The 25,660-nt window shown below is 32.1% G+C and carries 27 protein-coding genes; 6 read left to right on the top strand and 21 right to left on the bottom strand.

Annotated features, from left to right (window positions below; translation table 11 throughout):
- Positions 1–3 precede the first annotated feature (3 nt).
- The 17 genes from BUE22_RS07790 to BUE22_RS07710 form a co-directional block, all read right to left on the bottom strand.
- On the bottom strand, positions 4–1,353 hold the full coding sequence (locus BUE22_RS07790) for a tetratricopeptide repeat protein (RefSeq protein ID WP_073394473.1): 1,350 nt from the start codon (positions 1,351–1,353) through the stop codon (positions 4–6).
- A gap of 26 nt (positions 1,354–1,379) precedes the next feature.
- Positions 1,380–2,396 carry a sugar phosphate nucleotidyltransferase gene (locus BUE22_RS07785; RefSeq protein ID WP_073394472.1) on the bottom strand — a complete coding sequence of 339 codons (1,017 nt, stop codon included), beginning with the start codon at positions 2,394–2,396 and terminating at the stop codon, positions 1,380–1,382.
- Positions 2,397–2,625: 229 nt separating this feature from the next.
- Positions 2,626–3,060, bottom strand: a complete 435-nt coding sequence (gene dut, locus BUE22_RS07780; protein ID WP_042564863.1) for a dUTP diphosphatase — start codon at positions 3,058–3,060, stop codon at positions 2,626–2,628.
- A gap of 29 nt (positions 3,061–3,089) precedes the next feature.
- Complete coding sequence (locus tag BUE22_RS07775) at positions 3,090–4,550, bottom strand: lipopolysaccharide biosynthesis protein (RefSeq protein WP_073394471.1); 1,461 nt, start codon at positions 4,548–4,550, stop codon at positions 3,090–3,092.
- Between the two features lie 93 nt (positions 4,551–4,643).
- A complete protein-coding gene (locus BUE22_RS07770) occupies positions 4,644–5,090 on the bottom strand; it encodes a GNAT family N-acetyltransferase (protein WP_073394470.1) in 447 nt (148 codons plus the stop codon).
- 575 nt (positions 5,091–5,665) lie between these two features.
- Positions 5,666–6,526, bottom strand: coding sequence for an ATP synthase F1 subunit gamma (gene atpG / locus BUE22_RS07765; RefSeq protein WP_042564869.1), 861 nt, complete (start codon positions 6,524–6,526; stop codon positions 5,666–5,668).
- An 86-nt stretch (positions 6,527–6,612) separates the two neighbouring features.
- A complete protein-coding gene (gene atpA, locus BUE22_RS07760) occupies positions 6,613–8,190 on the bottom strand; it encodes a F0F1 ATP synthase subunit alpha (RefSeq protein WP_042564870.1) in 1,578 nt (525 codons plus the stop codon).
- Between the two features lie 38 nt (positions 8,191–8,228).
- The gene (gene atpH / locus BUE22_RS07755; protein ID WP_073394469.1) at positions 8,229–8,762 is read right to left on the bottom strand and encodes an ATP synthase F1 subunit delta; all 534 of its coding nucleotides are present in this window, start codon (positions 8,760–8,762) and stop codon (positions 8,229–8,231) included.
- A 4-nt stretch (positions 8,763–8,766) separates the two neighbouring features.
- The gene (locus BUE22_RS07750; RefSeq protein ID WP_042564872.1) at positions 8,767–9,267 is read right to left on the bottom strand and encodes a F0F1 ATP synthase subunit B; all 501 of its coding nucleotides are present in this window, start codon (positions 9,265–9,267) and stop codon (positions 8,767–8,769) included.
- A 90-nt stretch (positions 9,268–9,357) separates the two neighbouring features.
- Positions 9,358–9,555, bottom strand: a complete 198-nt coding sequence (gene atpE, locus BUE22_RS07745) for an ATP synthase F0 subunit C (RefSeq protein ID WP_008465835.1) — start codon at positions 9,553–9,555, stop codon at positions 9,358–9,360.
- Positions 9,556–9,592: 37 nt separating this feature from the next.
- On the bottom strand, positions 9,593–10,768 hold the full coding sequence (atpB, locus tag BUE22_RS07740; RefSeq protein WP_073395013.1) for a F0F1 ATP synthase subunit A: 1,176 nt from the start codon (positions 10,766–10,768) through the stop codon (positions 9,593–9,595).
- A gap of 117 nt (positions 10,769–10,885) precedes the next feature.
- Complete coding sequence (locus BUE22_RS07735) at positions 10,886–11,278, bottom strand: hypothetical protein (RefSeq protein WP_073394468.1); 393 nt, start codon at positions 11,276–11,278, stop codon at positions 10,886–10,888.
- 57 nt (positions 11,279–11,335) lie between these two features.
- Positions 11,336–11,563 (bottom strand): AtpZ/AtpI family protein, encoded by a 228-nt coding sequence (locus BUE22_RS07730; RefSeq protein ID WP_042564874.1) that lies wholly within the window; start codon positions 11,561–11,563, stop codon positions 11,336–11,338.
- On the bottom strand, positions 11,529–11,939 hold the full coding sequence (locus BUE22_RS07725; protein WP_073394467.1) for a bactofilin family protein: 411 nt from the start codon (positions 11,937–11,939) through the stop codon (positions 11,529–11,531). The genes BUE22_RS07730 and BUE22_RS07725 overlap by 35 nt, the downstream gene beginning before the upstream one ends.
- A 4-nt stretch (positions 11,940–11,943) precedes the next feature.
- Entirely contained in the window at positions 11,944–14,565 is a 2,622-nt protein-coding gene (gene porW / locus BUE22_RS07720; protein ID WP_073394466.1) for a type IX secretion system periplasmic lipoprotein PorW/SprE, read from the bottom strand.
- 89 nt (positions 14,566–14,654) lie between these two features.
- Positions 14,655–15,350 carry an ABC transporter ATP-binding protein gene (locus tag BUE22_RS07715; RefSeq protein ID WP_073394465.1) on the bottom strand — a complete coding sequence of 232 codons (696 nt, stop codon included), beginning with the start codon at positions 15,348–15,350 and terminating at the stop codon, positions 14,655–14,657.
- A gap of 95 nt (positions 15,351–15,445) precedes the next feature.
- Positions 15,446–16,906, bottom strand: a complete 1,461-nt coding sequence (locus BUE22_RS07710) for a DUF5687 family protein (RefSeq protein ID WP_073394464.1) — start codon at positions 16,904–16,906, stop codon at positions 15,446–15,448.
- 124 nt (positions 16,907–17,030) lie between these two features.
- Here BUE22_RS07710 and BUE22_RS07705 point away from each other — a divergent pair, with 124 nt between their 5' ends.
- The 3 genes from BUE22_RS07705 (at position 17,031) to BUE22_RS23885 (ending at position 19,137) form a co-directional block, all read left to right on the top strand.
- Positions 17,031–18,083, top strand: coding sequence for a ferredoxin--NADP reductase (locus BUE22_RS07705; RefSeq protein ID WP_042564879.1), 1,053 nt, complete (start codon positions 17,031–17,033; stop codon positions 18,081–18,083).
- Between the two features lie 153 nt (positions 18,084–18,236).
- Positions 18,237–18,545, top strand: coding sequence for a hypothetical protein (locus BUE22_RS07700; protein ID WP_073394463.1), 309 nt, complete (start codon positions 18,237–18,239; stop codon positions 18,543–18,545).
- A gap of 346 nt (positions 18,546–18,891) precedes the next feature.
- Positions 18,892–19,137 carry a hypothetical protein gene (locus tag BUE22_RS23885; RefSeq protein WP_242607193.1) on the top strand — a complete coding sequence of 82 codons (246 nt, stop codon included), beginning with the start codon at positions 18,892–18,894 and terminating at the stop codon, positions 19,135–19,137.
- 87 nt (positions 19,138–19,224) lie between these two features.
- Here BUE22_RS23885 and BUE22_RS07690 read toward each other — a convergent pair whose 3' ends face one another.
- Both BUE22_RS07690 and BUE22_RS07685 read right to left on the bottom strand, forming a co-directional pair.
- Positions 19,225–20,232: a glycosyltransferase family 9 protein gene (locus tag BUE22_RS07690; protein ID WP_089075968.1), complete on the bottom strand. Its 1,008-nt coding sequence runs from the start codon at positions 20,230–20,232 to the stop codon at positions 19,225–19,227.
- Between the two features lie 36 nt (positions 20,233–20,268).
- A complete protein-coding gene (locus BUE22_RS07685) occupies positions 20,269–20,874 on the bottom strand; it encodes a DUF4254 domain-containing protein (RefSeq protein WP_073395011.1) in 606 nt (201 codons plus the stop codon).
- A 111-nt stretch (positions 20,875–20,985) separates the two neighbouring features.
- On the opposite strand from BUE22_RS07685, the gene upp reads away from it, so the two are divergent.
- A complete protein-coding gene (upp, locus tag BUE22_RS07680; RefSeq protein WP_073394461.1) occupies positions 20,986–21,639 on the top strand; it encodes a uracil phosphoribosyltransferase in 654 nt (217 codons plus the stop codon).
- On the opposite strand, the gene BUE22_RS07675 is transcribed toward upp, so the two are convergent.
- Positions 21,634–22,563 carry a DUF6427 family protein gene (locus BUE22_RS07675; protein WP_073394460.1) on the bottom strand — a complete coding sequence of 310 codons (930 nt, stop codon included), beginning with the start codon at positions 22,561–22,563 and terminating at the stop codon, positions 21,634–21,636. The two genes, upp and BUE22_RS07675, sit on opposite strands and share 6 nt — an antisense overlap.
- Before the next feature lie 139 nt (positions 22,564–22,702).
- On the opposite strand from BUE22_RS07675, the gene BUE22_RS07670 reads away from it, so the two are divergent.
- Entirely contained in the window at positions 22,703–22,933 is a 231-nt protein-coding gene (locus BUE22_RS07670) for a DUF6341 family protein (protein ID WP_042564884.1), read from the top strand.
- On the opposite strand, the gene purD is transcribed toward BUE22_RS07670, so the two are convergent.
- Positions 22,925–24,199, bottom strand: coding sequence for a phosphoribosylamine--glycine ligase (gene purD, locus BUE22_RS07665; protein WP_042564885.1), 1,275 nt, complete (start codon positions 24,197–24,199; stop codon positions 22,925–22,927). The genes BUE22_RS07670 and purD overlap by 9 nt on opposite strands.
- 136 nt (positions 24,200–24,335) lie before the next feature.
- On the opposite strand from purD, the gene BUE22_RS07660 reads away from it, so the two are divergent.
- Positions 24,336–25,646, top strand: a complete 1,311-nt coding sequence (locus BUE22_RS07660; RefSeq protein ID WP_073394459.1) for a phenylacetate--CoA ligase family protein — start codon at positions 24,336–24,338, stop codon at positions 25,644–25,646.
- Positions 25,647–25,660 lie beyond the last annotated feature (14 nt).

The raw sequence follows: 25,660 nt of genomic DNA, 5'->3' as shown, positions 1-25,660 counted from the left end.
CTTTTACTTCTTTTTCTTTAATAATTCATTTGCCTTCAAAAAGTATTCCTCTTTTTTCTTAGCGTCTCCCAATCCATTATAAGCTTCTCCTAATTGAAAATTAAAATTTGCCTCCAGCTTAGCATCATCAACCACATAATCCAATCCCATTTCTAAAACGGTTTTTGCATTTTTAAATTGCTTGAGCTGATTGCTTCCCATTCCGGCAAAATAGTAAAATTGCGGCTGACTCGGGTAAACTTCAATCATCATCATGGCTCTTTTTGTCAGAGGTTCAAATTGTTTTGCCTGTGTATAAGCATCAAGCAAAAGCAAATTGGTTTCACGATCTGTATCTGAATTGGCGCTTAAATCTTTTTCATAATACTTAATTGCATTTTCAAACTGATTTTTGCTATGATAAAATTTTCCTATTTCTTTTGCAACATCAACGTTCGGGTCATTATCAAAATAACCAATTGCTTTTTCTAAAGCCGGCGCATATTGCGGGTTTTTATTCGTATAAATCAAAAACTCATTTAGTGTTCGATGTTTTATTTTCGAATCAATTTTTGAGCTTGCCAAAATTATATTCATCGAATTAATCGCTTTGTCAGCCTGGTTAGCATCTAAATATACTTTAAACAAACTTACCTGCGCCCACTCTGATGTTGGGATTTCTTTTGCCAATTGTTTTGCAACATCCAAAGCTTTATCCGTTTCATTTGATTTTGAATACAAAGAAATCAGATCTATATAATTGGATTCTTCTTTCGGATTTTTTTTAATCTGATCAATCAAATTCGACGCCTCTGCATTTTGATATTTTCCCTGCGATAAAATCTGCATTTTATAACGATCGCGATCTTCAGATTTTCCAAACTTATCGTTCATTTCATTAATCGTTGCAAGCGCTTTGTCATACTGATTTGAAATCATATACAACGAAATTAAATCGTCTTTATATTCTTCGTCAAACGGAATAATTTTTTGAATCGTTTCGATTGCCAAAGGATAGTTTTTGGTTTCGTAACTTACATCGTAAATTCCCAGCCAGTACCATTTATTTTTTGGATCTAATTGTGTCGCTTTTTCAAAAAAACTTTGGGCATTACCATAATCTTTTAAAGACAGGTAATTTTTACCTAACTCAAAATAAGCTACGGCATCATTAGGCTTTAGTTTGATACATTTTTCTAATGATACGATTGCTTTATCGTAATTTTCAATTCCTTTTTGTTTCAATGATTCATAAAAAGAGTCCTGATATTCATCCGTTGCCATAGCAATATCTTCCGGGTTGGTTTGCGCCATAACCGAAAATGCATTGCTGAACAAAGCGAATACTAAAATTACTAAAACTCTTTTTTTCATCATTTACATAATTTCTTTTTAAATTATTATTCTAAAACAGAATAATCGCCAATGCTAATACTTGTAAACTTACCATCGTAATTAACGTGGTTTCCGATCATTGCATTGTCCAGGTTAGCATTTTTTATTTGCGAAAAAGTTTGTACCAAACTGTTTTTAATAACACTGTCACTTACATGGCATCCATTTCCTAAAGATACATTTGGACCAATTGTTGTATTTTTCAACACTACATTTTCGCCAATAAAACACGGCGGAATAATCGTTGAGTTATCTAAAGTTACGTTATAATCTACTAAATGTTCGCCATCATTATGTAAAAATCCTAACATTCTTGTGTTGGTTTCTACAGTTACATCTTTGTTTCCGCAATCCATCCATTCATCTACGCTTCCGGTTTTAAAAACTTTTCCGTTAGCCATCATTGCTTTGATTCCGTCATTAATTTGATATTCACCACCATTCTGAATATTATTATCCAAAACACCCTGAAGTTCTTTTTTCAAATCGCCAACTTCTTTAAAATAATAGATTCCGATAACGGCAAGATCGCTTACAAACTCTTTTGGTTTTTCTACCAATTCTATTATTTCATTGTTACTGTTTAATTTAACAACTCCAAATGCTTCCGGCTGATCTACTTGTTTTACCCAAATTACAGCATCTGCAGAAGGATCTAATTCAAAATCTGCTCTGATCAAAGTATCTGCATAAGCAATCACAGCAGGACCTGATAAAGATTCTTTGGCGCACATAATCGCATGACCGGTTCCTAAAGGCAAATCCTGACGATAAATAGAAGCTTTTGCTCCTAAACTTCCAGCTAATTCTTCTAAACTTTCTACAAGATCATCGCCAAAAAAAGCAGGATCTCCCAAAATAAAAGCCACTTCTTCAATTGGTTCTTTTAATATTTTGGCAATATCTTCAACTAAACGATGCACTATAGATTTTCCGGCAACCGGAATTAATGGTTTTGGTACTGTTAATGTATGTGGTCTAAGTCTTGATCCGCGACCCGCCATTGGAACGATTATTTTCATTTTGAAATTATTTAATATGGGAAGATTTAAAATCTTCAGTTTGGTTAGTTCAAATTATGATGCTGGCGTAAAAATTAAATTTGTTCTAATTTTTTACCGCAAAGTTCGCAATCCCGATAGCTATCGGGATTCGCAAAGATTTCTAAGTTTTTTCATTTTAAAGATCGCAAAGTTTATAAACTGTTGTTTGTAAACTGCGACTGAAAACTGATTACTAAAAACTAAAAAACTACTTCACTCCTGTGCTTCCAAATCCGCCTTCGCCTCTTGATGTTTCAGAAAGTTCTCCAACTTCAATCCACTCTGCTCTTTCGTGTTTGGCAATAATCAATTGTGCAATTCGTTCTCCGTTCTCGATTACAAATTCTTCGTTTGATAAATTTACTAAAATTACACCTATTTCTCCTCTATAATCAGCATCAACAGTTCCCGGAGAATTTAAAACGGTTACTCCTTTTTTTGCAGCCAGACCACTTCTTGGTCTTACTTGTGCTTCGTAACCAATTGGCAATTCAATAAAAAGTCCCGTTTTTACAATGGTTCTTTCTAATGGTTTTAATGTTATTGATTCGGTTAAATTCGCACGTAAATCCATTCCTGCCGAAGCAATTGTTTCGTAATTAGGTAATGCGTGCTGTGATTTATTGATTATTTGTATTTTCATTTTTATTTTTAAAAGATTAAAAAGTAAGATTACTTTCTATTCATAATTCCTTTGATTGTGCTTTTTTCGTTATGATAAACAAAATAGATAAACACTAGTAATAACGGGATTCCAACAAAATAATTTTCTCTAAATCCATAAAAAGAAATTGCCGAAAACAGAATTGAAATGCCCAAATAAGCACCAATTTTATTCATATCATAAGGTATTGGATAATATTTATTTCCTAAAATGTATGAGATCAACATCATACTTCCGTAAGCAGAAATTGTAGCAATTGCAGAACCATAATAACTGTATTTTGGAATTAACATATAATTTAAAACCAAAGTTACAATAGCACCAACTATAGAAATGTAAGCGCCTATTTTTGTTTTGTCCGTCAGCTTATACCAAACCGATAGATTGTTGTAAATACCCAAAAAGAAGTTCGCCAGAATAATTAATGGAACTACTTTCATGGCTTCCCAATAGGATTTATTATCAAGCAGTAGGTATTTTAAAACATCTGCAAAAACAATTACTCCCAATAAAATTAGCGATCCGAAAATCACAAAATATTTTGTGATTACTGCATATGTTTGCGGGGCATTTTCATTTTTTGCATGACTAAAAAAGAAAGGCTCAATTCCTAATCTGAAAGCGGTTGCAAATAAAACCATGAATAAACCTAATTTATAACAGGCCGAATAAGCTCCAACCTCTGATTTTGCTAAATTTTCAGGTAACAAATATCCAAGTAAGATTTTGTCGAAATGTTCGTTTACTGCAAATGCAAGACCGGCAACCAAAATTGGTAAACCGTATTTCATCATTTTTTTCCAAAGTACGGGATCAAATTTTCTGCCCAAATAAAGATAATTTGGCGAAAGCACGACAAATGTGGCTAAACTTGCCAATAGATTTGCGATGAAAATATAAGCAATCTGGAAATTTTCTACATATAAATTATCCCAAACCGAATTAGGATTTGCAGCTGCAAGTTTTGGCAGGTATATTAAAAAGAAGAAATTAAGCAGCATATTAATTACTACGTTTCCTATTTTTATTGCTGCATAAACCATTGGTCTTTGGTTGGCTCTTAGTTTTGAAAATGGTACCAAAACCAAAGCATCCAATACTAATATCCAAACCGAATAAGTGATATATTGTGCGTCGACTTCTGCCCAATTTGCTAAGGTATTTCTAAAAATTAATGCTGCAAAAAGAAATCCAATTGACGACCAAAATATTGATATAGTTGATGTTGCAATTACATTTTGCTTATCTTCTTCGGCACTGTAAAATCTAAAAAAAGCGGTTTCCATTCCGTAAGAAAGAACCACGTTAAAGAAAACCATCCATGATAAAACAATCGAAACTTCTCCGTATTCAGACGTTGGTAAAATCCCGGTATAAAGCCGCACTAATAAAAAACTTAGCATTCGGGGTAATACTGTCGCTAATCCGTAAATAGCCGTTTGTTTGAATAGATTTTTATATAATCCCAAAATATGTGTGTAATAAAGTTTGTAAGACAAAAATAACCAATTCTTTCGTTTATTATTGATTTTGTTGATTCAATAAAAAAACTTAGACATAATTTATACTGTTAATTTTTTTTTGTCTAAAATTTTAACAAAATGAAAACCCTTTGGTCCGTAACCTTGATTGTAGTAAAAACGGTGCGCCGCAAAATTTCCAGTAAAAGCATCTAGGACAATACTGCTGCAATCGAGATTTATTGCTTTTTGTTCAATATAATCCGTTAGTATTTTTCCAATTCCTTTTGAACGAAATTCAGGATTAACTACAAAATTATCGATTTCAAGATATTTACCTGTCCATAATTTAGTTGCCGACCAACATCCGGTAATTCCAAGACAAACTTCATTTTCAAAAACTCCAATCTGAATATAGTTATGAGGTATCATTTGAGAAAGATATTCCTCATATTTCTCAATGGAAAGATTAGGATAAAGAAATCGCATCGTTTCAATTTGCTGCAGCATTTCCTTAATTGTGGTGAGTTCTTGTATCTGTAATTTCATTATAATAGTAAATGGAAGTCAAAAATACTCAATTTTTTTTATAGCCAATTATAAGATACAAAACTAAAACATGTGAAATGTATAAAATTTTCATAAAAATTATATAACTTTTTTTACGACGTATCTTCTTAAATTTGTAATACAGGGATTGAGAAAGCTAAATACAACCCTTATAAAAAAGGAAGCACTGGGACTGATAAAGCTTGTTTGTTCCCATAAAAGACAAAGCACAAGGGATTGATTCTGCTGTATTGTAACCCTAAAAAAACAGAGCATTGGGACTAATAAAGCTAGTTTGTTCCCACGAAAGACAAAGCACAAGGGATTGATTCTGCTGAAATGTAACCCTCAAAAAAACAGAGCATTGGGACTAATAAAGCTAGTTTGTTCCCACGAAAGACAAAGCACTGCAGATTTTTATCTGTCAAGTAATTTTATAAAATGGTATTGATTCTCGGTTTATGAATGAATTGAGAATCACCATTTTATAAGTTTTAAAAAGAAAACTACAAACTACTATAAATAAAAAGAGCCGACAATTACTTGTTGGCTCTTTTTTGTATGTCTTGAATAAATTATCCGTTCAAAGCCTCTGCCCCACCAACGATCTCTAAGATTTCATTAGTAATAGCTGCCTGACGTGCTTTATTGTAAGTCAATTTCAATTGGTTTCTCAATTCAGTTGCGTTGTCAGTTGCTTTATGCATAGCTGTCATACGCGCTCCATGTTCTGAAGCAAATGAATCACGAATACCTTTATACAATTGTGTTTTCAATGATTTAGGAATCAAAGTCAATACAATTTCTTCTTTTGAAGGTTCGAAAATATAATCTCCTGTTGAAACTGCAGTATCAGATTTAATTGGAGCTAACGGTAAAAACTGCTCTGTCTGAACAATTTGAGTCGCAGCATTTTTAAACTGATTGTAGATTAATTCAATTCTGTCGTATTCTCCAGATAAGAATTTTTCTGTAAGATTATCAGCAATTCCGGCAACGTTTTCAAAAGTTAAATGATCAAAAATTGCATTATGATGACCGTGAACTTTATGTGTTTTACTTAAAACATCATTTCCTTTTTTACCAATAGCAAAAACGTCAACTTGTTTACCAGCGTAAAATTCGGTACGGTTTTTAATCTCTTTAATTACGTTTGAATTGAATGCTCCACATAAACCTCTGTTTGAAGTTATAGCAACAAGCAATACTTTTTTTACCTCACGTTGAGTTGTGTAATCACCACCTACTTCACCATCAAGTGTAGCAGAAAGATTTTGTAACAGCTCCGTTAATTTCTCGGCATAAGGGCGCATTGCAGTGATTGCATCTTGTGCTTTCTTAAGCTTTGCAGCAGAAACCATTTTCATTGCCGATGTAATTTGCATCGTCGATGAAACGGAAGTAATTCTATTACGGATTTCCTTTAAATTTGCCATTTGTCGATTAAAGAATGTGACAATTTGAAAATTAGATAATTAGAAAACTCTTAAAGATTCTAATTATCTAATTGACAATTATCTTATTAGTTATATTTTGCTGAAATTTCTTTTGCTGCTTTTTCGATAACATCAGTAATGTTGTCATCTAATTTACCAGCTTTCAACGCGTTAAGCGTATCTTTATGCTTACTGTTTAAGTAAGCAATAAAATCAGCTTCAAATTCTTTTACTTTATTTACAGGAACGTTTCTTAATAAGTTTTTAGATCCAGCATAAATAATTGCAACTTGGTTTTCAACAGGATAAGGATCGTTCAAACCTTGTTTCAAGATTTCAACGTTTCTTTTTCCTTTTTCAATTACGTTTAAAGTAACAGAATCCAGGTCAGAACCAAATTTAGCGAAAGCTTCTAATTCACGGAATTGAGCCTGATCTAATTTTAAAGTTCCAGAAACTTTTTTCATTGATTTAATCTGAGCATTACCTCCAACACGAGATACAGAGATACCTACGTTAATCGCAGGACGAACTCCCGAGTTGAACAAATCTCCATCAAGGAAAATCTGACCATCTGTAATCGAAATTACGTTTGTTGGGATATATGCAGAAACGTCACCAGCCTGAGTTTCAATAATTGGCAATGCAGTTAATGAACCACCACCTTTTACGATAGACTTAATAGAATCTGGTAAATCGTTCATGTTTTTAGCAATTCCGTCATCAGCAATTACTTTACAAGCACGCTCTAATAAACGAGAGTGTAAGTAGAAAACGTCTCCAGGATATGCCTCACGTCCCGGTGGTCTTCTTAATAAAAGAGAAACCTCACGGTAAGCAACAGCTTGTTTAGATAAATCATCATACACAATAAGTGCCGGACGACCTGAATCTCTAAAGTATTCTCCAATTGCTGCACCTGCGAAAGGAGCATAAACTTGCATTGGAGCTGGGTCAGAAGCATTTGCAGCAACAATAACAGTATAAGCCATTGCACCTTTTTCTTCTAACATTTTAGCAATTCCTGCTACAGTTGAAGCTTTTTGCCCAATTGCAACATATATACAAAATACAGGTTTTCCTGCATCGTAAAATTCTTTTTGATTTAAGATTGTATCGATACAAACAGTTGATTTACCTGTTTGACGGTCACCAATAACAAGCTCACGTTGTCCACGACCAACCGGGATCATAGCATCAACTGCTTTTACTCCTGTTTGTAATGGCTCTGTTACCGGCTGACGGAAGATAACTCCAGGAGCTTTTCTTTCCAAAGGCATTTCGTATAAGTCTCCACCAATTGGTCCTTTTCCATCGATTGGAAAACCAAGAGTGTTTACTACACGTCCTACCATTTGCTCACCTACTTTAAGAGAAGCGATACGTTGTGTTCTTTTTGCTGTTGATCCTTCTTTGATTCCTGTTGATGGTCCTAAAAGTACCACACCAACATTGTCTTCTTCAAGGTTCAATACAATAGCTTCAAGTCCGTTGTCAAATTCAACCAACTCACCATATTGTACATTCGATAGCCCGTAAATACGAGCAATACCGTCTCCAACTTGAAGTACTGTTCCTACCTCTTCTAGCGTAGCACCAGATTCAAAACCTTCTACTTGCTTTCTTAATATTGCTGAAATTTCAGCAGGTTTGATTTCCGCCATCTTAATTTATAATTTAGACACTTTTATGTGTAATAAAACTAATTACTTAACTCTCTTTTTAATACTTGCAATCTGTTTGCCACAGAAGCATTATATTGATTATCACCTATTCTTAAAATAAATCCTCCAATAATTGCGGGATCTACTACATTTTCAATTGTAATTTTCTTATCTGATAATGTTGCAATTTTAGCCAGAACTTTAGCTTCTAATGCTGCATCCATTGGAATTGCTGTTGTAACTGTTGCTACTTCAACACCATTGTTTTCATCAAATAATTTTTTATATTCTAAAGCAATTGCTTCTAAAATTTCGAATCTTTTGTTTTCAAATAATAAATGAAATAAACCTTTAGTAACTCCATTTACATTTGCAAAAACTTCTAAAAGAGCACTTTCTTTTACTTCAACCTTAGTAGTTGGGTTTTGAATAAAGGTACTCAATTCTTCATTTGTTTCAATTGCTGATGCAATTGACTTCATGTCGTTATTGACAGCTTCGGCAACACCTTTAGAGTTTGCTAAGTCTAGAATTGCTTTTGCATAACGAATTGCTGCTCTTGTACTTGCCATAATCTTAGTTTAACTTTACGTCACCTAACATTTTCTCTACTAATTTAGTTTGAGATTCTTTGTTAGATAATTCATCTTTCAACAATTTTTCTGCAATGCTTAATGATAGTGTTGAAACTTGTAATTTCAATTCTGCCATTGCAGCATTTTTTTCGTTTTCGATAGCAGCTTTTGCCTGCTCGATCATTTTTTGACCTTGCTCTTGTGCTTCGTTTTTAGAATCAGCTATCATTTTCTCTTTCATTTCACGAGCTTCTTTCAACATCGCGTCACGTTCAGCACGAGCTTCATTCAAGATTCTTTGATTATCAGCTTGTAAGTTTTCCATATCTCTCTTTGCATTTTCAGCAGAAAGTAATGCATCTTTAATACCTTCTTCTCTATCTGTAATAGATTGCATGATAGGTTTCCAAGCAAATTTTACTAAAAGTAAAATTAAAACCAACAAGATTAAAGCTTGCCAAAAGAATAAACCGAATGAAAAATCGTTAATTAACTTATCCATTTTATACTATATTAAAATATTTAATTTCTTTTTTTAAAAGGTAACAACACCTTTAACCAACCGTTAAAGATGTTGCTATTTTCTTCTTTATTATTTTCCTAAGATTAAAGCAGCAAATGCTAAACCTTCTAATAAAGCCGCGATAATAATCATCGCAGTTTGAATTTTACCAGCAGCTTCTGGCTGACGAGCAATCGCGTCCATAGCAGATCCACCGATTTTACCTAAACCTAAACCTGCACCGATTACTACTAAACCTGCACCTACTAAAGTTGGAATTGTTCCCATAAGTATTTATATATATAAAATTAAACTTCTAAAAAAATTAAATGATTGCTGTTTCATCTTCATGGTGATGTGCATGATCATGATCCTGAACAGCCATACCTATAAATAGTGATGATAACATAGTGAAAATGAATGCCTGTAAAAATGCAACTAAAACTTCGATAACAGAAATAAATAATGTTAATCCTAAAGAAATTGGCAAATCAGCAGCTAAATTTTTTCCAACAAAAATCATCGCAATTAAACTCATAATTACTACGTGACCTGCAGTAATATTTGCATACAAACGAATTAATAAAGCAAATGGTTTTGTTAATGTTCCTAACACCTCGATTGGTGCAAGGATAATTTTCATAGGTACAGGAACTCCCGGCATCCAGAAGATGTGTCCCCAATAATCTTTGTTTGCACTAAATTGTGTAATGATGAAAGTAAACATTGCCAAACAAACCGTGATTGCAATATTTCCTGTAACGTTAATTCCTAGTGGAGTCATACCTAATAAGTTTAACACCCACACAAAGAAAAATACGGTTAATAAGTAACCCATATATTTTCTGTATTTTTTTTCACCAATATTTGGAACAGCGATTTCGTCTCTGATAAAAATAATTAGCGGTTCTAAAACTCTGCCAAATCCAGTTGGGATTGGTCCTTTTTTATATGACTTGGCTAAACCGGTAAACATGAAGAATAATAGTACTGCAACAAAAAGCATTGACACAACATTTTTTGTAATAGAAAAATCTAACGGTTTTTCATTTTCAGGATGTCCGTGCTCATTAAAAGTAATTGTTCCGGCAGCATCTGTTTTGTATATTTTACCGTGAACGAGTTTGTAGAAGTTTCCATCAACTTCTGCAACTTCTTCTCCATGGTGTAATTTTGAAGACGAGAAAATTTTCAAACCTCCATCAATAAGAATAACCGGTAATGGGAAACCATAATGTTTATTTTCTTTATCATCTGAAAAGAAAACAAAATCATGAGAGTCTTGTAAGTGGTGATCAATAAAAGCATCAACTTTTGCTTTTGGATCCTGTGCTACATGTTCTGCTTCTGCATGATTATCATGTGAAACAACTTTCTCCTCATGAGTTACCTCACTTTGTACATGCGTTGAGTCATTCTCTGAGTTTGCAAAACCCGATACTGGAAGACAAGCTACTAAAGCTGCAAGAATAAATTTAAGCGGTCTGTTTGAAATCACCATATCTGTTAAAAATCTTATTTTTACGTTTCTGAAATTTGGTGCAAAGGTACATTTTTTATTAATATTCAAAAGGATATGAAAAATTATTTTTAAACCTTGTTTTACAGAATCGTTATTTTAACGCTTTTCATTTAATAATCGGACAGTTAAAAGCGTCTCAAATAACAAAAATAAAATAAATGTTACAAAAAAATTGATTTTCTCAATCATGACCTCTTCCGATTTGCTTTCTAAAATAGGTCTCAAAATTAAATATCCTAATAACATTTGCGTAAAGGTCCCGAACAGGAAAACCATTCCAACAATTTCAAAATTCTTCTTTTTTACTATTAATAATATAAGGTATAACAATGCGGAAATTCCGAAAAAAATTAAATACAAAAATTCTATACTATAATAAAAGTTGTGGGGGTTAACTTTTAAAAGTAAAAAAGCTGCTTTCTGCAAAACATATGCGGCTAAAGCTAAAAAGAATAATTGTAAAATAGGTTTGTAAATTTTTAAAAGCATTTGAAATAATTTTTATGCAAAGATGCAATATTTATTTAAAGCACTTTTAAACGTAATTTACTTTGTTTTATTAATGTCGTTTACTTGCCGAATAACATTATATAAGGCAAGTCCAACACCAAGCATTACAAAAATTGTATTATAATAAACTTTGGGACTTGGATGATTTTCATCTAACCAAGTACCAAAATAGGAAAACAAAAAAATAATAATTCCCATTTGAACGGGAATATTTATTAACGGCAGCCATTTATTCCGCCTGTTTTTGTTGGGCTCCTTTTCCATCTTTATTTGTTACTTCGTTATTGCTTTTCAACATCGTACAAGTAGCTGTAAATTCGGCTCCTGGCTCAATAGATAATTTCCCAACAGCAACTTCTCCATGAATTCTTGCCGTTGCTTTAATATTAAGAATTTCAAGTACTTTTATTTTTCCATGAAATTCTCCTTCAATATCGGCATTGTTACAAATAATTTCTCCTTTAATAACACCACTTGCACCAATCACTAATTTTCCCTGTGATGTAAAGTTTCCTATTAACTCTCCATCTAACCTAAAATCGGCTTTAGAAACAATATCGCCAATAATGGATGTGCCTTCTACAATTCTGTTTGTTTTACCTAATTGCTCAGTTCCGTTTTTTTTTACTTTGTCAAACATTTTATTATGGATTTTTGGGGGCTAAATACGCTTCAATGTTTTTCTTGATTTGAATAACTTTATAATTGTCACTCGAGATAATAATTCCTGGCTGTGCAATTTTATATTTTTTATCATCTCTTAAGATTCCAACAACATCATTTGCATACGCCTCTGATTTAATTCCATGGATAACTACAAAATTGTAGGTTTTATTGTACTTATCTACAGAAGTTGTTAACCTCTCATAATTTTCAACTAATAAAAATACTCTTATTGCTTCTTCAATTTTTTTACTTATTTGAGAATCAGTACTAGAAACCTGATATAAAATTTTCCAGTTTTTATTATCAACTGTTGTAAAATCAAGCTTTTCTAAACTCGGAATTTGTTTCTCCAGGATTTCACGTGCATTTTTTCCTTCTTCAGTATTTGGATAATTATCTGCAACTGCTTCCAGACCTTTTTTATAAGCCGCTAAACCATTTGTTTTCCCTAAAGTATTCGCTTTCAGCAGTTCATATTTAGAAACAATTTCATCACCTGAATATTGATTTATTAAATTATCAATATTGTCTAAAACAACATAATACTGTTCTTCTTCAAACAGCTTATACCATTTCTTGTATTCTTTGTCGGGTGTAATTAAATCATCTTCACTTGTCTTATTCAAAATTTGGGCATATCTCGAATTTGGATAAGTTCCTGTAATATTTGCTTTTATTGCTTCGGCTTTAGCAGGATTTATAATTTGATAGATTTTATACAAATTATACATTGATGGCAAAACCAATTTCTCTTCAGGATTGTTTTTTAATAATTGTTCCAGCTTATCACTTGCTAAATTATATTCTTTAAATTTTTCTTTATAAATAAGCCCTAACTGATAGTAAGCAAAATTTCGTTCTTTACCAATGCTGTCCATTACAATTTGAGACGTTGGAAGCTGTTTTTCATAAAATTCTGTGGTGTACTTTTCAATAACAATGGTATCTTTTAATGCATTAATTGCATCTGGATTATTATTTAAAGTATCATTTAATGCAATATTATTTGCAGATTTTACAGCTGCCAATCTCCAGTTTGTTCCTAAAGTTCGGTTGTTGCCCCACATTTTTTTAAACTGCAACTTACCGTAGGCAACTGTTGTAGGGTTATAAAAATAGAAAGTACTTACCGTCGAATTTCCATCAGGCGGCATAATAGCTCCCACATTTGGATCTGAAGGTTTTCCTATTGATGCAGGATTCACAGCTGTTGGCCCGCCACCACCAGAATTTGAATTACGTTCTATATTTGCCAGTCTTTCTTTTTCCTTTTCTTCTAAAATACGTTTAGCTTCATCTTTCTTTTTTAATTCAGCGATGTAATTTTCAAAATAAATTTTTCGATCCGGTGCCGGTAAATCATGAACTTTTATAATACTGTCATTTCTTTTGGCAATTGCTTCATATTTAATGACGTCATCCAGATTTTTTCGGTTTTTTTGAATAAAAGCGTATTCTCTCGTTTTCGGATCTAATTTTACCAATGTACTGTCATAATATTTGGCAGCCATTGTATAATCTGTATTTTTAAAATACATATCTCCTATATTTCTATAAGTCGAAGCTACTAAATATGAATCTTGCGATTTTCTTGCTAATGATTTATTATAGAATTTCAAAGCGTTGTCTTGCTGTTTCTTTTTATCATAAAAAACACCCATTTCATAAAAAAGGACATCATAGTAAGGTCTGTTTTCACGATCCTTTACTAAATCATTATAGGTTTTTAAAAATATTGTGTCATTGCCATTTTCATAATCATACATCTGCGCTTTTTTAGCATACGCATGCATCATATATTTTCTGTCAGCTTTGCGGTTCATATCAATTACACCATCATAAAAATAATTGGCGCTGTCTTTTTTTCCAATTTCCTGATACATCTGTCCAAGAATAAAACGATAGCGCGCTTTGTCTTCGTTTATTCTCGAAAATTCTTCTGCAATTTTAAGCTTCGTCACAGCACTATCTCTTTCTTCTAAATTTAAAAAAGCTTCGGCTAATAATGCATTTGCATCCGAAAATGTTTGCTTATTTAAATCCGTATTTTTTAATAAAAGATTGATGTTTTTTACTACAATGGCATCATTACCTAAACGCATATTGGTTTTTTCGCGCCATATTTTTGCTGTATAAATATTACTGCTGTTTGGGTATTTATATAAAATATAATTGAATGCTTCCAAGGCGGGAATAAAGCGCTGATCGTAGTATCTGGCTTTTCCTAACATTAAGTAAGCCTCATCAATTTGGGAGTTTTTTTCTCTTCCCCCAATATTCATAGAATGTTTTTGAATGGCTTTTGTTGCTTTGGTTTCTGCTTTTTCAAAATCTGCATTTTTTGCTTTTCCTTCTTCAGAAAAATTTTCATCAACCTGCATTTTTTCAATAGGAAGCATCTTCCAAAAATTATCCTTATTATCTGCCTGAATAGATTTTAAGCCTTTGTCTAAACCAATACCGCCATTGTACAAAATATTATATTTTGTACTTAAAGCATGAGAATTTCTTGACAAAAAAGTGTTCTTTTTGGTAGAACAAGCTATCAAGACAAACAGAAATGCCAAAGCAGAACTATATTTAAGAGTATTCTTTTTCAATAGAAAAGATTTTAAATCAATTAACTTCTAAAAAGGATTTTTAGTATAATGCCCCGTAAAATTACGCTTCTTTTTGATATAACTGTACTTTAAACAGCAAAAAACGATTCGAGTTCTTGTAAGGTTTCTTCTGATGTTTGAATATCTTTTACAATTTCACCCTTATTAAGTGCAACAATACGATCGCAAACTTCCACTGTATGCTGCAAATCATGGCTGGAAACCAGAACTGTAACGTTTGGATTTTGTGCCAGCTCTTTTATAATTTTTTTCAATCGGCTTACAGTTGTCGGATCTAAATTTGCAAACGGTTCATCCAGAATAACAACTTCAGGATTTCCTATAAGTGTGGCAATAATCCCCACCTTCTTCTGATTTCCCTTAGACAAATCACGAAGATATTTTTTGTTGTTGAGAATTTCTCCATTAAAAAACTCTTCATATTGGGCTAACAAAGCATCTATATCTGCTTTATTTTGATGGCGTAAATCTCCAATAAAATAAAAATATTCTTCGGGAGTTAAATAGCCAATCAAAAAACTTTCATCTAAAAATGAACCTGTAAATGATTTCCAGTTTTCACTTGTATTTACCTCAATATTATTGCTTTTAATATTTCCTGTTGATGGCTGAATCAGGTCTAACAGTAAACTAAAAAAAGTAGTTTTCCCTGCTCCGTTATTCCCCACTAATCCAAAACTTTGACCTTTTGGTATTTCAAGATATTTAATGTTTAAAACTGTTGTTCCGTTATATATTTTTGAAAGCTGATTTACTTGTATCATCTGTAATTTTAGATTTTAGTCCCGAAGCTTCGGGATTGATTTTAGATTAAAAAATCTGATAAATTATCTCATCATCAAATTGGCACATTGTCTAATTAACTCTTTTGTTTGTAAGCATTGATAGTACTATACTTTTCTATTTTATATCTTTTTTCGATTAATGAAAAAACACTGTTTCTGAAAATAAAACCCAAAACTCCCGCCCCGGCAACAAGAGCTAATCCGAGATTTTTATTTCCTAAATAAAGCCCGATGCCGTATAATCCCAAAGGCAATAATAATTTTGGTAAAGTGAGCAACATCGCACTTACATTAAATGCTTTTTTGTCTCCAAAAGCACCGCCGGCATTACTTAAATCAATTGGAGTCTTTGTAAACGCACCTCCAAGAAGTACCAAATGCGAATTGACTCCTATATTATAGATGGCTCCAACGACAATGGTTAAATAAATTTCCCATCCGTACAAAAGATAAAATGATGCTAAAATTGTCGAAATAAAAGTGGCAATTACAACCAGCCACCATTTTGAAGTAATGTATCCGCGATATGGAATGTTTTGTGTCATCATCAACTGATAATACGAACTGTCCCAGCTTGGTACAAACTGTCCGAAGACAAATAAAAATCCGCCCGAAACAAATATTCCGGCAAAAATATGCATGATTGGTGGTTGATGCGTATTCCCAAAAAAGATCAATCCGTAAAACAAAAAGAAAAAACTCATAATAAGAGTCGTTTTTGATCTTTTATTTCTTCTGATTAATTTAATATCATTTTTAAGAAATGTTCCTAAAGTTCCAAATTGATTTAACCAAACTAAATTTTCGGTCGTTGCAATATCTTCTTTTTTAGAAAGTCCGGCATCTAAAAATAAATTGTTTTTAAAATATTTAAACGTAAACTGATACAATGCAATTAAAATTAAAACCGGAATTAAAAAAAATCCCTTTTTACTATAAAGTCCCTGAAAAAATGGTGATGTAAAAACCGTGATGTCAAATAATTTATAATATTGCGCTGCTCCAAGAGCCAAAGCAATTGCTATAAAAACAACAAACAATTTATCGATATTGCTTAAAATAATATTGAGAAAATTGTTGATGTAGATTAAAGAAAAAATCGCCAAAAGCCAAAATGCAATTCCAATGATATCATAACCTTCTATTATTAATACAATTGCAAACGGAACAAAGAAAAGCGCATGAACCCAATTGAAAAAGGACAAAGCCGTTTTGCCCAATGAAAAATGAACAATTGTATTTTTATTAAAAGGTAAAACCAATAACGGTTTTATATTAAGAACAGGAATTGCCTGCATTAACAAACGAATGACCAAATCGAATAAAAAATAATAAATCAAAAATCTATTGACTGTTGATAATGGTTCAAAATTCATTTCCTTGAGCAGGTAAAAAGTACCAACGCCCATTGCGATAAAGATGACCGAGAAATAGATCATCAAAAAGCCTATTAAAATTTTCATGGCCAGATTTGCTCCAAAAGATGCAGATCTGGTAAAGGCTTTCCATTCCAGATAAATAAACTTTCTAATCATTGTTTTGGTTTTGAGTTTATAGTAAGAGTCCAAATGTAAGAAAACATTACAAAAAAAGTTAAAAATAATAAATTCGTATCTATCAATTAAGCGCCGTTTGCTACTTTTGCATAAAAATTAAATCATGCCTTCATTCTTAAAACTTATAATTAAAGAGGTAAAACGTGAAACTGCCGATGCGGTTTCGATACTTTTTAATGTTCCCGAAGAACTAAAATTAGATTATAAATTTATTGCCGGACAATACGTAAACTTAAAGTTAACTCTTGATAATCAAGAAATTCGTCGTGCTTATTCTATTTGCTCAGCTCCAGAAAGCGGCGAACTAAGAATTGCTGTAAAAGCAGTAAAAAACGGTTTGTTTTCGCAATTTGCCAATACTAAATTAAAAGCAGGAGACGTTCTTGAAGTAGGGCAGCCAGAAGGAAAATTTACTTTTGAACCAGATGCCGAAAGACAAAAAAATTATGCAGCTTTTGTTGCCGGAAGCGGAATTACTCCAGTACTTTCTATTATAAAATCGATATTAAAAAGTGAGCCAAAAAGCTCATTTGTATTAGTTTACGGAAATAGAACTCCAGAAGACGCCATCTTTTACCAGGAATTGCACGACTTGCAATTGCAATACGTAGGACGCTTTTTTGTACATTTTGTTTTTAGTCAGGCTAAAGCTGAAAACGCATTGTTTGGCAGAATCGAAAAATCGGCAGTAAATTTTGTTTTGAACAACAAACACAAAGAACTTGAATTTGATAAATTCTACTTGTGCGGTCCCGAAGAAATGATCAATACCGTTTCGGCAATTTTGAAAGAGAAAAACGTAAAAGATTCCGCAATTAAATTTGAACTTTTTACTTCTTCATCTCAGGAACATGAAATAAAAACTTCATTAGAAGGACATACAAAAATCACTGTTTTGGTTGATGATGATGAAGTTTCTTTTGAAATGTCTCAAAAACAAACCATTCTTGACGCAGCTTTAAAACAAGGAATCGACGCTCCGTATTCTTGTCAGGGCGGAATTTGCAGCAGCTGTTTAGCGCGTGTAACATCCGGAACTGCAGAAATGACTAAAAATTCTATTTTAACCGATAAAGAAATTGCTTCAGGTTTAATTTTAACTTGTCAGGCTCACCCAACTTCAGAATCTATTTATGTAGATTATGATGATGTTTAGAGGTTAAAATTCCAATAAAAAATTAAATTCCAAATTCCAACTTTACAATTGGGATTTGGAATTTTTTTTGTTTGTAATTATTAGCAATCTTTGTCAAATTGGAATTTGGGATTTATCCCGAGACTTCGGGATTGGAATTTAATATTAGCTATTATGAAATCAGTACGCGAAATTTTTAAAAACAAAGAATATCTTTTAGAAGAGGCAGAAGTTGTAAAACTTATTGATTATTGTGAAGAACTGCAAGATGAAATTGTGGAGTTTAAATTTCAAAAAAACAATAATAAAGAACTGGCAATGCTAGACATGCTTAGGGAAGTTATAAAAGGCTGTAACGAAATTGAAAAAGCACAAATGGAACATGAACGATTTGGCTTTGAAGTTCCTGATTATCAAGCTACAATTTCAAATCTTAAAAGTTATATTTATGGAAGATGTCGCGATGAAAAAATTTGGTTGTGAAAATTAAAATTCCAAATTCCAACTTAAAATTAAAATTAAAACCGCTATGTGTAATTGACAAAAAAGCACATTATATTTTAAGTATTTTTTAAAAAACGAGCTAAAATTTTAGTATATTAGTACTTCAAAAGCTGATACATTTTTATCTATGTAAAGCTATTTCTATTTGTCAACACGTTTAAAACATTAAATTATGGCAATGCATCACTACCTCCGTTTAACTTTTATATTCCTTTTTGTTGTAACATCTTTGTTTTGTGTCTACTTTATAATTAAAAAAAGAAGAAACAGAAAAGTTCCTAAACTACTTTCGAAAGAAAAGTATAATTCGACAATAGCTGGGGAAATGGCAGAAATATCAGTCTCTACCGATAGTTTTTTTAATATTTGGCCTTATATAAGTGAATTAAAAGCTGCTAAAATTTTATCAAACAAAATCAAAGAATCTCAATTGATTCATAAGGTTTACAGAAATTCGACCGAAGATTTTGAACACATTTTACTCGCTACTGAAAAAGAAAATCATTTTGTTAAAATCGTAGTTGATAAAAACAAAAAGAAACCAATAGGATATCTTTTTCTTGATTTATGAGAAAATTAAATTCCAATAAAAAAATTCCAAATTCCAACTTTACAATTGGAATTTGGAATTTTTTTAGATATTTCTATTTTGGAATTTTTATAATAACCGCTGAATCTTTTCAACAACAGTCTTCGAAGAAATCGTTCTCATAGCATCCTCGTAACCTTCAACAATTTTATTTCCGTAAACAGATGTTGGCAATTTCGGATATTGATTTCTGTCTGAAGTTAAAGCATTTTCCAAGCTTTGATTAAACGGCAAAAATCCAGCATAAGGATGCGTTGCGCCCCAAAGCGTAATAACTTTAACGCCTAACATTGCTGCAATATGTGCATTGCCGGAATCCATAGAAAGCATTACATCGAGATTGCTTATTAGTTGTAATTCCTGCTGAAATTTAATTTTTCCAGCCATGTTTATTACATTTTCAAATGGTTGTGAAAGTGAATCTAATATTTCGATTTCTTTTTTTCCTCCGCCAAAAAGCAAAATTTTATAGTCTTGATTTTGTGCCAAAGTTGTAATAACCTCTGTCATTAAATCCAAAGGATAAACTTTAGAATCATATTGTGCAAAAGGCGCAATCCCAATTAATTTTTGATTTTGACCGCCAATAATTTCTAAAATCTCTGCACTCAAATTTGCCTTTTCAGGAAAAGTAGTATTAGATAGATCCAGAATAAAACCAAGTTCTTCAAAAACCTTTGCATGTCTTTCGAACATTGTAGGTAATTGTTTGAATATTTTATTTTCTGTCCGGGTTAATTCTTTTTTTCCTTCACGGCCTTTGTCAACAGTGGCTCTTTTTTTTCCGCTTAAAGCGAAAAGCAAACTCACAATTTTAGATCGTAATACATTATGAAGATCTGCAAAAGCATCAATTTTTAATTTTCTGACATCCTGAAACAATCGTAAAAGTCCTCCAAAACCTTTATGGCGTTCTTTTTCATCAAAAGCAAAAAAATCCAGATTGGGAATTCCTTCAAAAAAGGGTTTAAAAAACGGACGTGAAATTACTGTTAGTTTAACTTCCGGATATTGTTTTACAAAAGCGCGTAAAACAGGAACCGTCATGGCGACATCTCCCATTGCGGAAAGTCTCATGACGGCTATATGCTTAATATTGGACAATTTTGCCAATTATTTTTTATTTTGATATAAAACAGGATTTAATTCATCGTCGTTGTACATTTTCATTTGTTTGTACACTTTCATGAATTTTTCTCCACTTTCGATGTCTGCCAACAAATCATCAATAGCTGTAGACAAATCGCTTCTTTGCTCTAAAAGAATGTTTAATTTTTCCTGGCATTTATCTCTGTGTTCTTGTGAAGCCTCAGCACGAGTAGCTTCTTCGTTCATGTGATAAATTTTTAAAGCCAAAATAGATAATCTGTCAAAAGCCCAGGCCGGACTTTCAGAATTGATTTTTGCACCATCTTTTGCTTTTACATCACTGTATTTTTGCAAAAAATAACTGTCAATATATTCCACCATATCTGTACGTTCCTGATTTGAAGCATCAATTCTTCTTTTTAAAGTTAATGCAGCAACCGGATCAATTTGCGGATCACGAATAATATCTTCAAAATGCCATTGAACTGTGTCAATCCAGTTTTTTAAATATAATAAATGCTCGAATTTATCCTTAGAATATGGATTGTGTATAGGTTGATCAACGTTATCAAACTGGTGATAATCTTTGATGCTTTGTTCGAAAACAGAATATGCTAATTTTGAAAACATGTCTTTAATTATTAGAGAAGCAAAGATACTTTTTATACTTTTATGCTGTGAAAAAAACGTTGGTTTTTTCATTTTAGTATCACAAATCATTGATAATTCTAAAAACTCCACATGAAAATTCATTATATATCTGAAAATAATAGCGTTTTAAATCATTTTTTGGGTCAAATCAGAAATGTAAATGTTCAAAATGACAGTATGCGTTTTAGAAAAAATATCGAACGAATTGGCGAAATTATGGCTTATGAATTAAGCAAAAATTTGTCATATAAAAATGTAGATATTCAAACGCCGCTTGGCATTAAAAAAACTACCGAAATTAATGATGATTTGGTTTTATGTTCAATATTAAGAGCCGGATTACCATTGCATAATGGCTTTTTAAATTATTTTGATCATGCTGAAAATAGTTTTGTTTCTGCTTGCAGATATCATCCGAATAACGATCATGAGTTCGAAATTCGGGTTGAATATCAAGCCGTTTCAAATATCAATAATAAAACAGTTTTACTTCTTGATCCCATGTTGGCGACGGGACAATCAGTAGTGGCAGTTCATGAAAAATTGGTTCAGAATGCTACTCCAAACGAAATTCATATTGTTGTCGTTATTGCAGCTCCGGAAGGTGTAGCTTATCTTGAAAAAAATCTTCCGGACAATTGTCATCTTTGGGTTGCGTCTCTCGATGAAAAACTGAATGAAAAAAATTATATAGTTCCGGGATTGGGCGACGCCGGTGATCTTGCTTACGGCAGCAAATTATAATTGGCTGAAAAAAGTAAATAAACTACACGCAATTAAAGTATAAAATACAATTTCGCTGTTTAATTTTTGCTGCACATATTCGACATAACTTGCCGCCATCATTGTTAAAGGAGCAATGCTGAACAATAATAAATCGTTGCTTTTATCTGGCGAAATAATGAAAACAAAAGCCGCTATAAAAAAACAGGCTACGATTTTTTTGTATGAAGAATGCACAATTTGAGGTCTGTTTGAAAAAGTCATTAACATCGAAACGACAAAAAATAATGACACGGCAACATAAATTGATAGTGCTCCGTTTTCGTAATTGTTTTTAAAATAATCAATATTAAAATCAACCACAGCGCGTTTTTGAAAAAATTCAATTGCGTTAATATGGAAGATTAAAGAGATCAGTAAAAAGATAACCGCAACGGCCATAAGTGCTATAAATGGCAAAACCCAGTTTCTATAATCGCGCGAAACGTGAAAAATAATCGATATAAAAACCAATATCAGGAAAAGAATAGACCAAAATTGAAATAAAGAAGCTATTAAAATCCAAAAAGAAGCATCAAATATTTTTTCTTTTGAAGCTTTTAAAGATTGTAAAGAAATCAATCGTCGAAGTGCCAGCAAAACAAAAAAGTTGGCATATACTACATTTGCATTATTAAATATTGTGGGGAAAAACAATATAAACAATAAGTAAAAAAATATCGCGTAACCATTGTCTTTACTGAGTCCGTTCTTTTTTACAATAAAATTTATCAGAAAAAAAGAAGCAAATATAAAGCACAATAAACTTATTTTCTGAAACGCCAAAAATGAAGAACTCATCCATGATGGTTCCTGAAATTGAAACAGAAAAAAGAAAACCAGTATTAAAATTACGACCAGCGAATAATTTAATGGCGTAGATTTTCTAAAAACACTTGTTATCATAAGGATATTTTATACTTTTGTGATTGTAAATATAATACTTGTTTAAAAAGTAAAACCAACAAGTTGAAAAAAGATTCTATAATCTGAATTTGATTTCAATGCGTTACACAACAATAAATAACATATAATTTTAGAAATTATGACAGCTTTTTTTGAAGGAATACAATACTTATTCGTTAACATTTTATTTGCTCCACTTGACTTTTTACGTCGCTTAGAACTTGTTACATGGTTTGGTGCAAATACAATTAACTGGATTTTTATGATCATCTGCGCATGCGCAATCGTTTATTGGATTAAACAATTACGCATTTTTGATGACGCTGGAACAGAAAACCAAGATACTACAGCTCACTCTTTTTTAAAGTAAGTCGAAGCCAATATCTTTTCTAAAATACATCTTATCAAAATTTAGTTTATCTATGTTTTGGTAAGATTTTTTTATGGCTTGTTGGAAATCATCTCCATAAGATGTTACTGTTAATACACGACCTCCATTACTAACGACATTTTTGCCATCTAATTTTGTTCCTGCATGAAAAACAATAGAATCTGTAATATTTTCTAATCCGGTAATTACTTTTCCTTTTTCAAAATCTTCAGGATATCCGCCGGAAACTACCATAATTGTAGTCGCGCTTCTTGGATCTACTTTTAATTCGAAAGAGTCTAATTCCTGATTAGCAACTGATAAGAATAATTCAACCAAGTCAGATTCTAATCTTGGCACTACAACTTCAGTTTCAGGATCTCCCATTCTTACATTGTATTCAATAACGATTGGTTCATTTTTTACATTAATTAAACCAATAAAAACAAAACCTTTATATTCGATTCCATCTTTTTGGAAACCTTCAATTGTTGGTTTTACGATTCTTGTTTCAATTTTCTCCATCAAAACGGCATCAACATAAGGAACCGGAGAAACTGCTCCCATTCCGCCTGTGTTTAATCCTGTGTCACCTTCACCAATACGTTTGTAATCTTTTGCAGTTGGAAGAATTTTATAGCTTTTTCCGTCTGTCAAAACGAAACAGCTTAACTCGATTCCGTCCAAAAATTCCTCAATAACTACTTTTGAACTTGCTGCTCCAAATTTTTGGTGAACCAGCATGTTTCTCAATTCAGTTTTAGCTTCTTCAAGATCCTGAATAATTAAAACACCTTTTCCGGCTGCTAAACCATCTGCTTTTAAAACGTATGGTGGTTGTAAAGTTTCAAGAAAAGCACATCCATTCTCTACTGTTTCGGCAGTAAAACTATCGTAAGCTGCCGTTGGAATATTGTGTTTCATCAGGAATTCTTTAGCAAACTCCTTACTTCCTTCTAATTGAGCACCCAATTTTGATGGTCCAATAACCGGAATATGTTGTAAACTTTCGTCATTTTTAAAATAATCATAAATCCCTTTTACCAAAGGATCTTCTGGTCCTACAACAACCATTTTTACATTTTCTTTTAGTACAAATGCTTTTATGGCATCAAAATCGGTTGGAGACATTGCAACATTTGTAGCAATTGCAGCTGTTCCCGCATTTCCCGGTGCAACAAAAAGTTTTTCGCAAAGCGGACTCTGAATCATTTTCCACGCAAAAGCATGTTCTCTTCCGCCTGATCCCAATAGTAAAATTGTCATGGTATAGTTGTATTTAGTTGTGGTGCAAAAATAATTGCTTTTGTACGTAAAAAATAATTAAATCTTAAAAAGTTGTTGATTCTTCTATATTAGTAATTGGTAAATATTATTTTTGGTGAAAATTTATCTTCAAAAAATGCTGTCACTTTTCGATCTTTCCTTAAAATTAAATGGTTTTCCGATAAAGAAAGCAAAAGCCGAATTAGAATCAATTGTGAATTTATCTACTGAGGAACATGCGAAATTCATTCAGGATAAAAAAAGAGAAATTGTTGATTTTCATTTACAAAACAATTCTTTTTACCAGGAATTAGTTGGAAATAAAACGAATATCAAATGGGAAGATTTACCCATTTTAAACAAACAAAATCTACAAAAACCGCTTGTAGAAAGACTTTCTAAAGGATATACATTAAAAAACGTTTACCTCAACAAAACATCCGGATCTAGCGGAACCCCTTTTGTTTTTGCCAAAGATAAATATTCTCACGCTCTGACGTGGGCATCGAATATTATGCGTTTTGGATGGTTTAATATTGATTTCAATCATTCGTACCAAGCGCGTTTTTACGGCATTCCAATGGATTTTATTGGATACCAAAAAGAACGTTTTAAGGATTTTTTGAGCAGACGTTTTCGCTTTCCGGTTTTTGATTTATCTGATGAAGTTTTAGAAAAATTCCTGGGAAAATTTAAAACGAAAAAATTCGATTATATCAATGGTTACACGAGTTCGATCGTTTTGTTTGCTAAATTTTTAGAAAAAAGAAATATCATTTTACGTGAAATTTGTCCGACTTTAAAAGCTTGTTTTGTTACTTCGGAAATGCTTTTTGAATCGGATAAAATATTGTTGGAAAAACAATTCGGCATTCCAATTATCAATGAATACGGAGCTTCAGAATTGGATTTGATTGCTTTTGAAAATACAAAAGGCGAATGGCAAATAAATGCTGAAACATTATTTGTTGAAATTTTGGACGAAAATAATCAGATTCTCCCTTACGGGAAAGAAGGCCGAATTGTGATTACTTCTCTTTTCAATAAAGCAAATCCATTTATAAGATATGATATTGGAGACATTGGAATTTTGGATGAAAAAAGTACGCCACAAAAACCAATCTTAAAAAAATTGGTTGGTAGAACAAATGACATTGCCATTTTACCTAGCGGAAAAAAATCTCCTGGTTTGACATTTTATTATGTAACAAAAAGCATCATTGAAGATGATGGAAATGTAAAAGAATTTATTATCAAACAAACCAAATTAGATTCTTTTGAAATTGAATATGTTTCTGAAAATGAATTAACTGCAGAACAAATTCACAAAATAAAAGAAGCAATTGCCCTTTATCTTGAACCAAATTTGAGCTTCATTTTTACCCGAAAAAATGTTTTAGAAAGAACCAATCGTGGTAAATTAAAGCAATTCAAATCATATTTATAATATAAATAAAATCT

Source organism: Flavobacterium pectinovorum (assembly GCF_900142715.1).
Lineage (GTDB): Bacteria > Bacteroidota > Bacteroidia > Flavobacteriales > Flavobacteriaceae > Flavobacterium > Flavobacterium pectinovorum.
The sequence above is the reverse complement of the archived record's forward strand: the minus strand, read 5'-3'. Positions and strand labels throughout refer to the sequence as shown.

What these genes read in the sequence shown, in the direction of transcription:
- BUE22_RS23885 (WP_242607193.1), top strand. Translation starts at nt 18,892, where the DNA reads ATGGCAGAAATATCAGTCTCTACCGATAGTTTTTTTAATATTTGGCCT.
- atpB (WP_073395013.1), bottom strand. Translation starts at nt 10,768, where the DNA reads ATGGTGATTTCAAACAGACCGCTTAAATTTATTCTTGCAGCTTTAGTA.
- BUE22_RS07705 (WP_042564879.1), top strand. Translation starts at nt 17,031, where the DNA reads ATGCCTTCATTCTTAAAACTTATAATTAAAGAGGTAAAACGTGAAACT.
- atpH (WP_073394469.1), bottom strand. Translation starts at nt 8,762, where the DNA reads ATGGCAAGTACAAGAGCAGCAATTCGTTATGCAAAAGCAATTCTAGAC.
- BUE22_RS07710 (WP_073394464.1), bottom strand. Translation starts at nt 16,906, where the DNA reads ATGATTAGAAAGTTTATTTATCTGGAATGGAAAGCCTTTACCAGATCT.
- BUE22_RS07735 (WP_073394468.1), bottom strand. Translation starts at nt 11,278, where the DNA reads ATGCTTTTAAAAATTTACAAACCTATTTTACAATTATTCTTTTTAGCT.
- BUE22_RS07700 (WP_073394463.1), top strand. Translation starts at nt 18,237, where the DNA reads ATGAAATCAGTACGCGAAATTTTTAAAAACAAAGAATATCTTTTAGAA.
- BUE22_RS07670 (WP_042564884.1), top strand. Translation starts at nt 22,703, where the DNA reads ATGACAGCTTTTTTTGAAGGAATACAATACTTATTCGTTAACATTTTA.
- BUE22_RS07690 (WP_089075968.1), bottom strand. Translation starts at nt 20,232, where the DNA reads ATGAGACTTTCCGCAATGGGAGATGTCGCCATGACGGTTCCTGTTTTA.
- upp (WP_073394461.1), top strand. Translation starts at nt 20,986, where the DNA reads ATGAAAATTCATTATATATCTGAAAATAATAGCGTTTTAAATCATTTT.
- atpE (WP_008465835.1), bottom strand. Translation starts at nt 9,555, where the DNA reads ATGGGAACAATTCCAACTTTAGTAGGTGCAGGTTTAGTAGTAATCGGT.
- BUE22_RS07790 (WP_073394473.1), bottom strand. Translation starts at nt 1,353, where the DNA reads ATGAAAAAAAGAGTTTTAGTAATTTTAGTATTCGCTTTGTTCAGCAAT.
- atpA (WP_042564870.1), bottom strand. Translation starts at nt 8,190, where the DNA reads ATGGCGGAAATCAAACCTGCTGAAATTTCAGCAATATTAAGAAAGCAA.
- BUE22_RS07770 (WP_073394470.1), bottom strand. Translation starts at nt 5,090, where the DNA reads ATGAAATTACAGATACAAGAACTCACCACAATTAAGGAAATGCTGCAG.
- BUE22_RS07660 (WP_073394459.1), top strand. Translation starts at nt 24,336, where the DNA reads ATGCTGTCACTTTTCGATCTTTCCTTAAAATTAAATGGTTTTCCGATA.
- BUE22_RS07725 (WP_073394467.1), bottom strand. Translation starts at nt 11,939, where the DNA reads ATGTTTGACAAAGTAAAAAAAAACGGAACTGAGCAATTAGGTAAAACA.
- BUE22_RS07750 (WP_042564872.1), bottom strand. Translation starts at nt 9,267, where the DNA reads ATGGATAAGTTAATTAACGATTTTTCATTCGGTTTATTCTTTTGGCAA.
- BUE22_RS07785 (WP_073394472.1), bottom strand. Translation starts at nt 2,396, where the DNA reads ATGAAAATAATCGTTCCAATGGCGGGTCGCGGATCAAGACTTAGACCA.
- purD (WP_042564885.1), bottom strand. Translation starts at nt 24,199, where the DNA reads ATGACAATTTTACTATTGGGATCAGGCGGAAGAGAACATGCTTTTGCG.
- BUE22_RS07685 (WP_073395011.1), bottom strand. Translation starts at nt 20,874, where the DNA reads ATGTTTTCAAAATTAGCATATTCTGTTTTCGAACAAAGCATCAAAGAT.
- BUE22_RS07675 (WP_073394460.1), bottom strand. Translation starts at nt 22,563, where the DNA reads ATGATAACAAGTGTTTTTAGAAAATCTACGCCATTAAATTATTCGCTG.
- BUE22_RS07730 (WP_042564874.1), bottom strand. Translation starts at nt 11,563, where the DNA reads ATGGAAAAGGAGCCCAACAAAAACAGGCGGAATAAATGGCTGCCGTTA.
- atpG (WP_042564869.1), bottom strand. Translation starts at nt 6,526, where the DNA reads ATGGCAAATTTAAAGGAAATCCGTAATAGAATTACTTCCGTTTCATCG.
- dut (WP_042564863.1), bottom strand. Translation starts at nt 3,060, where the DNA reads ATGAAAATACAAATAATCAATAAATCACAGCACGCATTACCTAATTAC.
- BUE22_RS07715 (WP_073394465.1), bottom strand. Translation starts at nt 15,350, where the DNA reads ATGATACAAGTAAATCAGCTTTCAAAAATATATAACGGAACAACAGTT.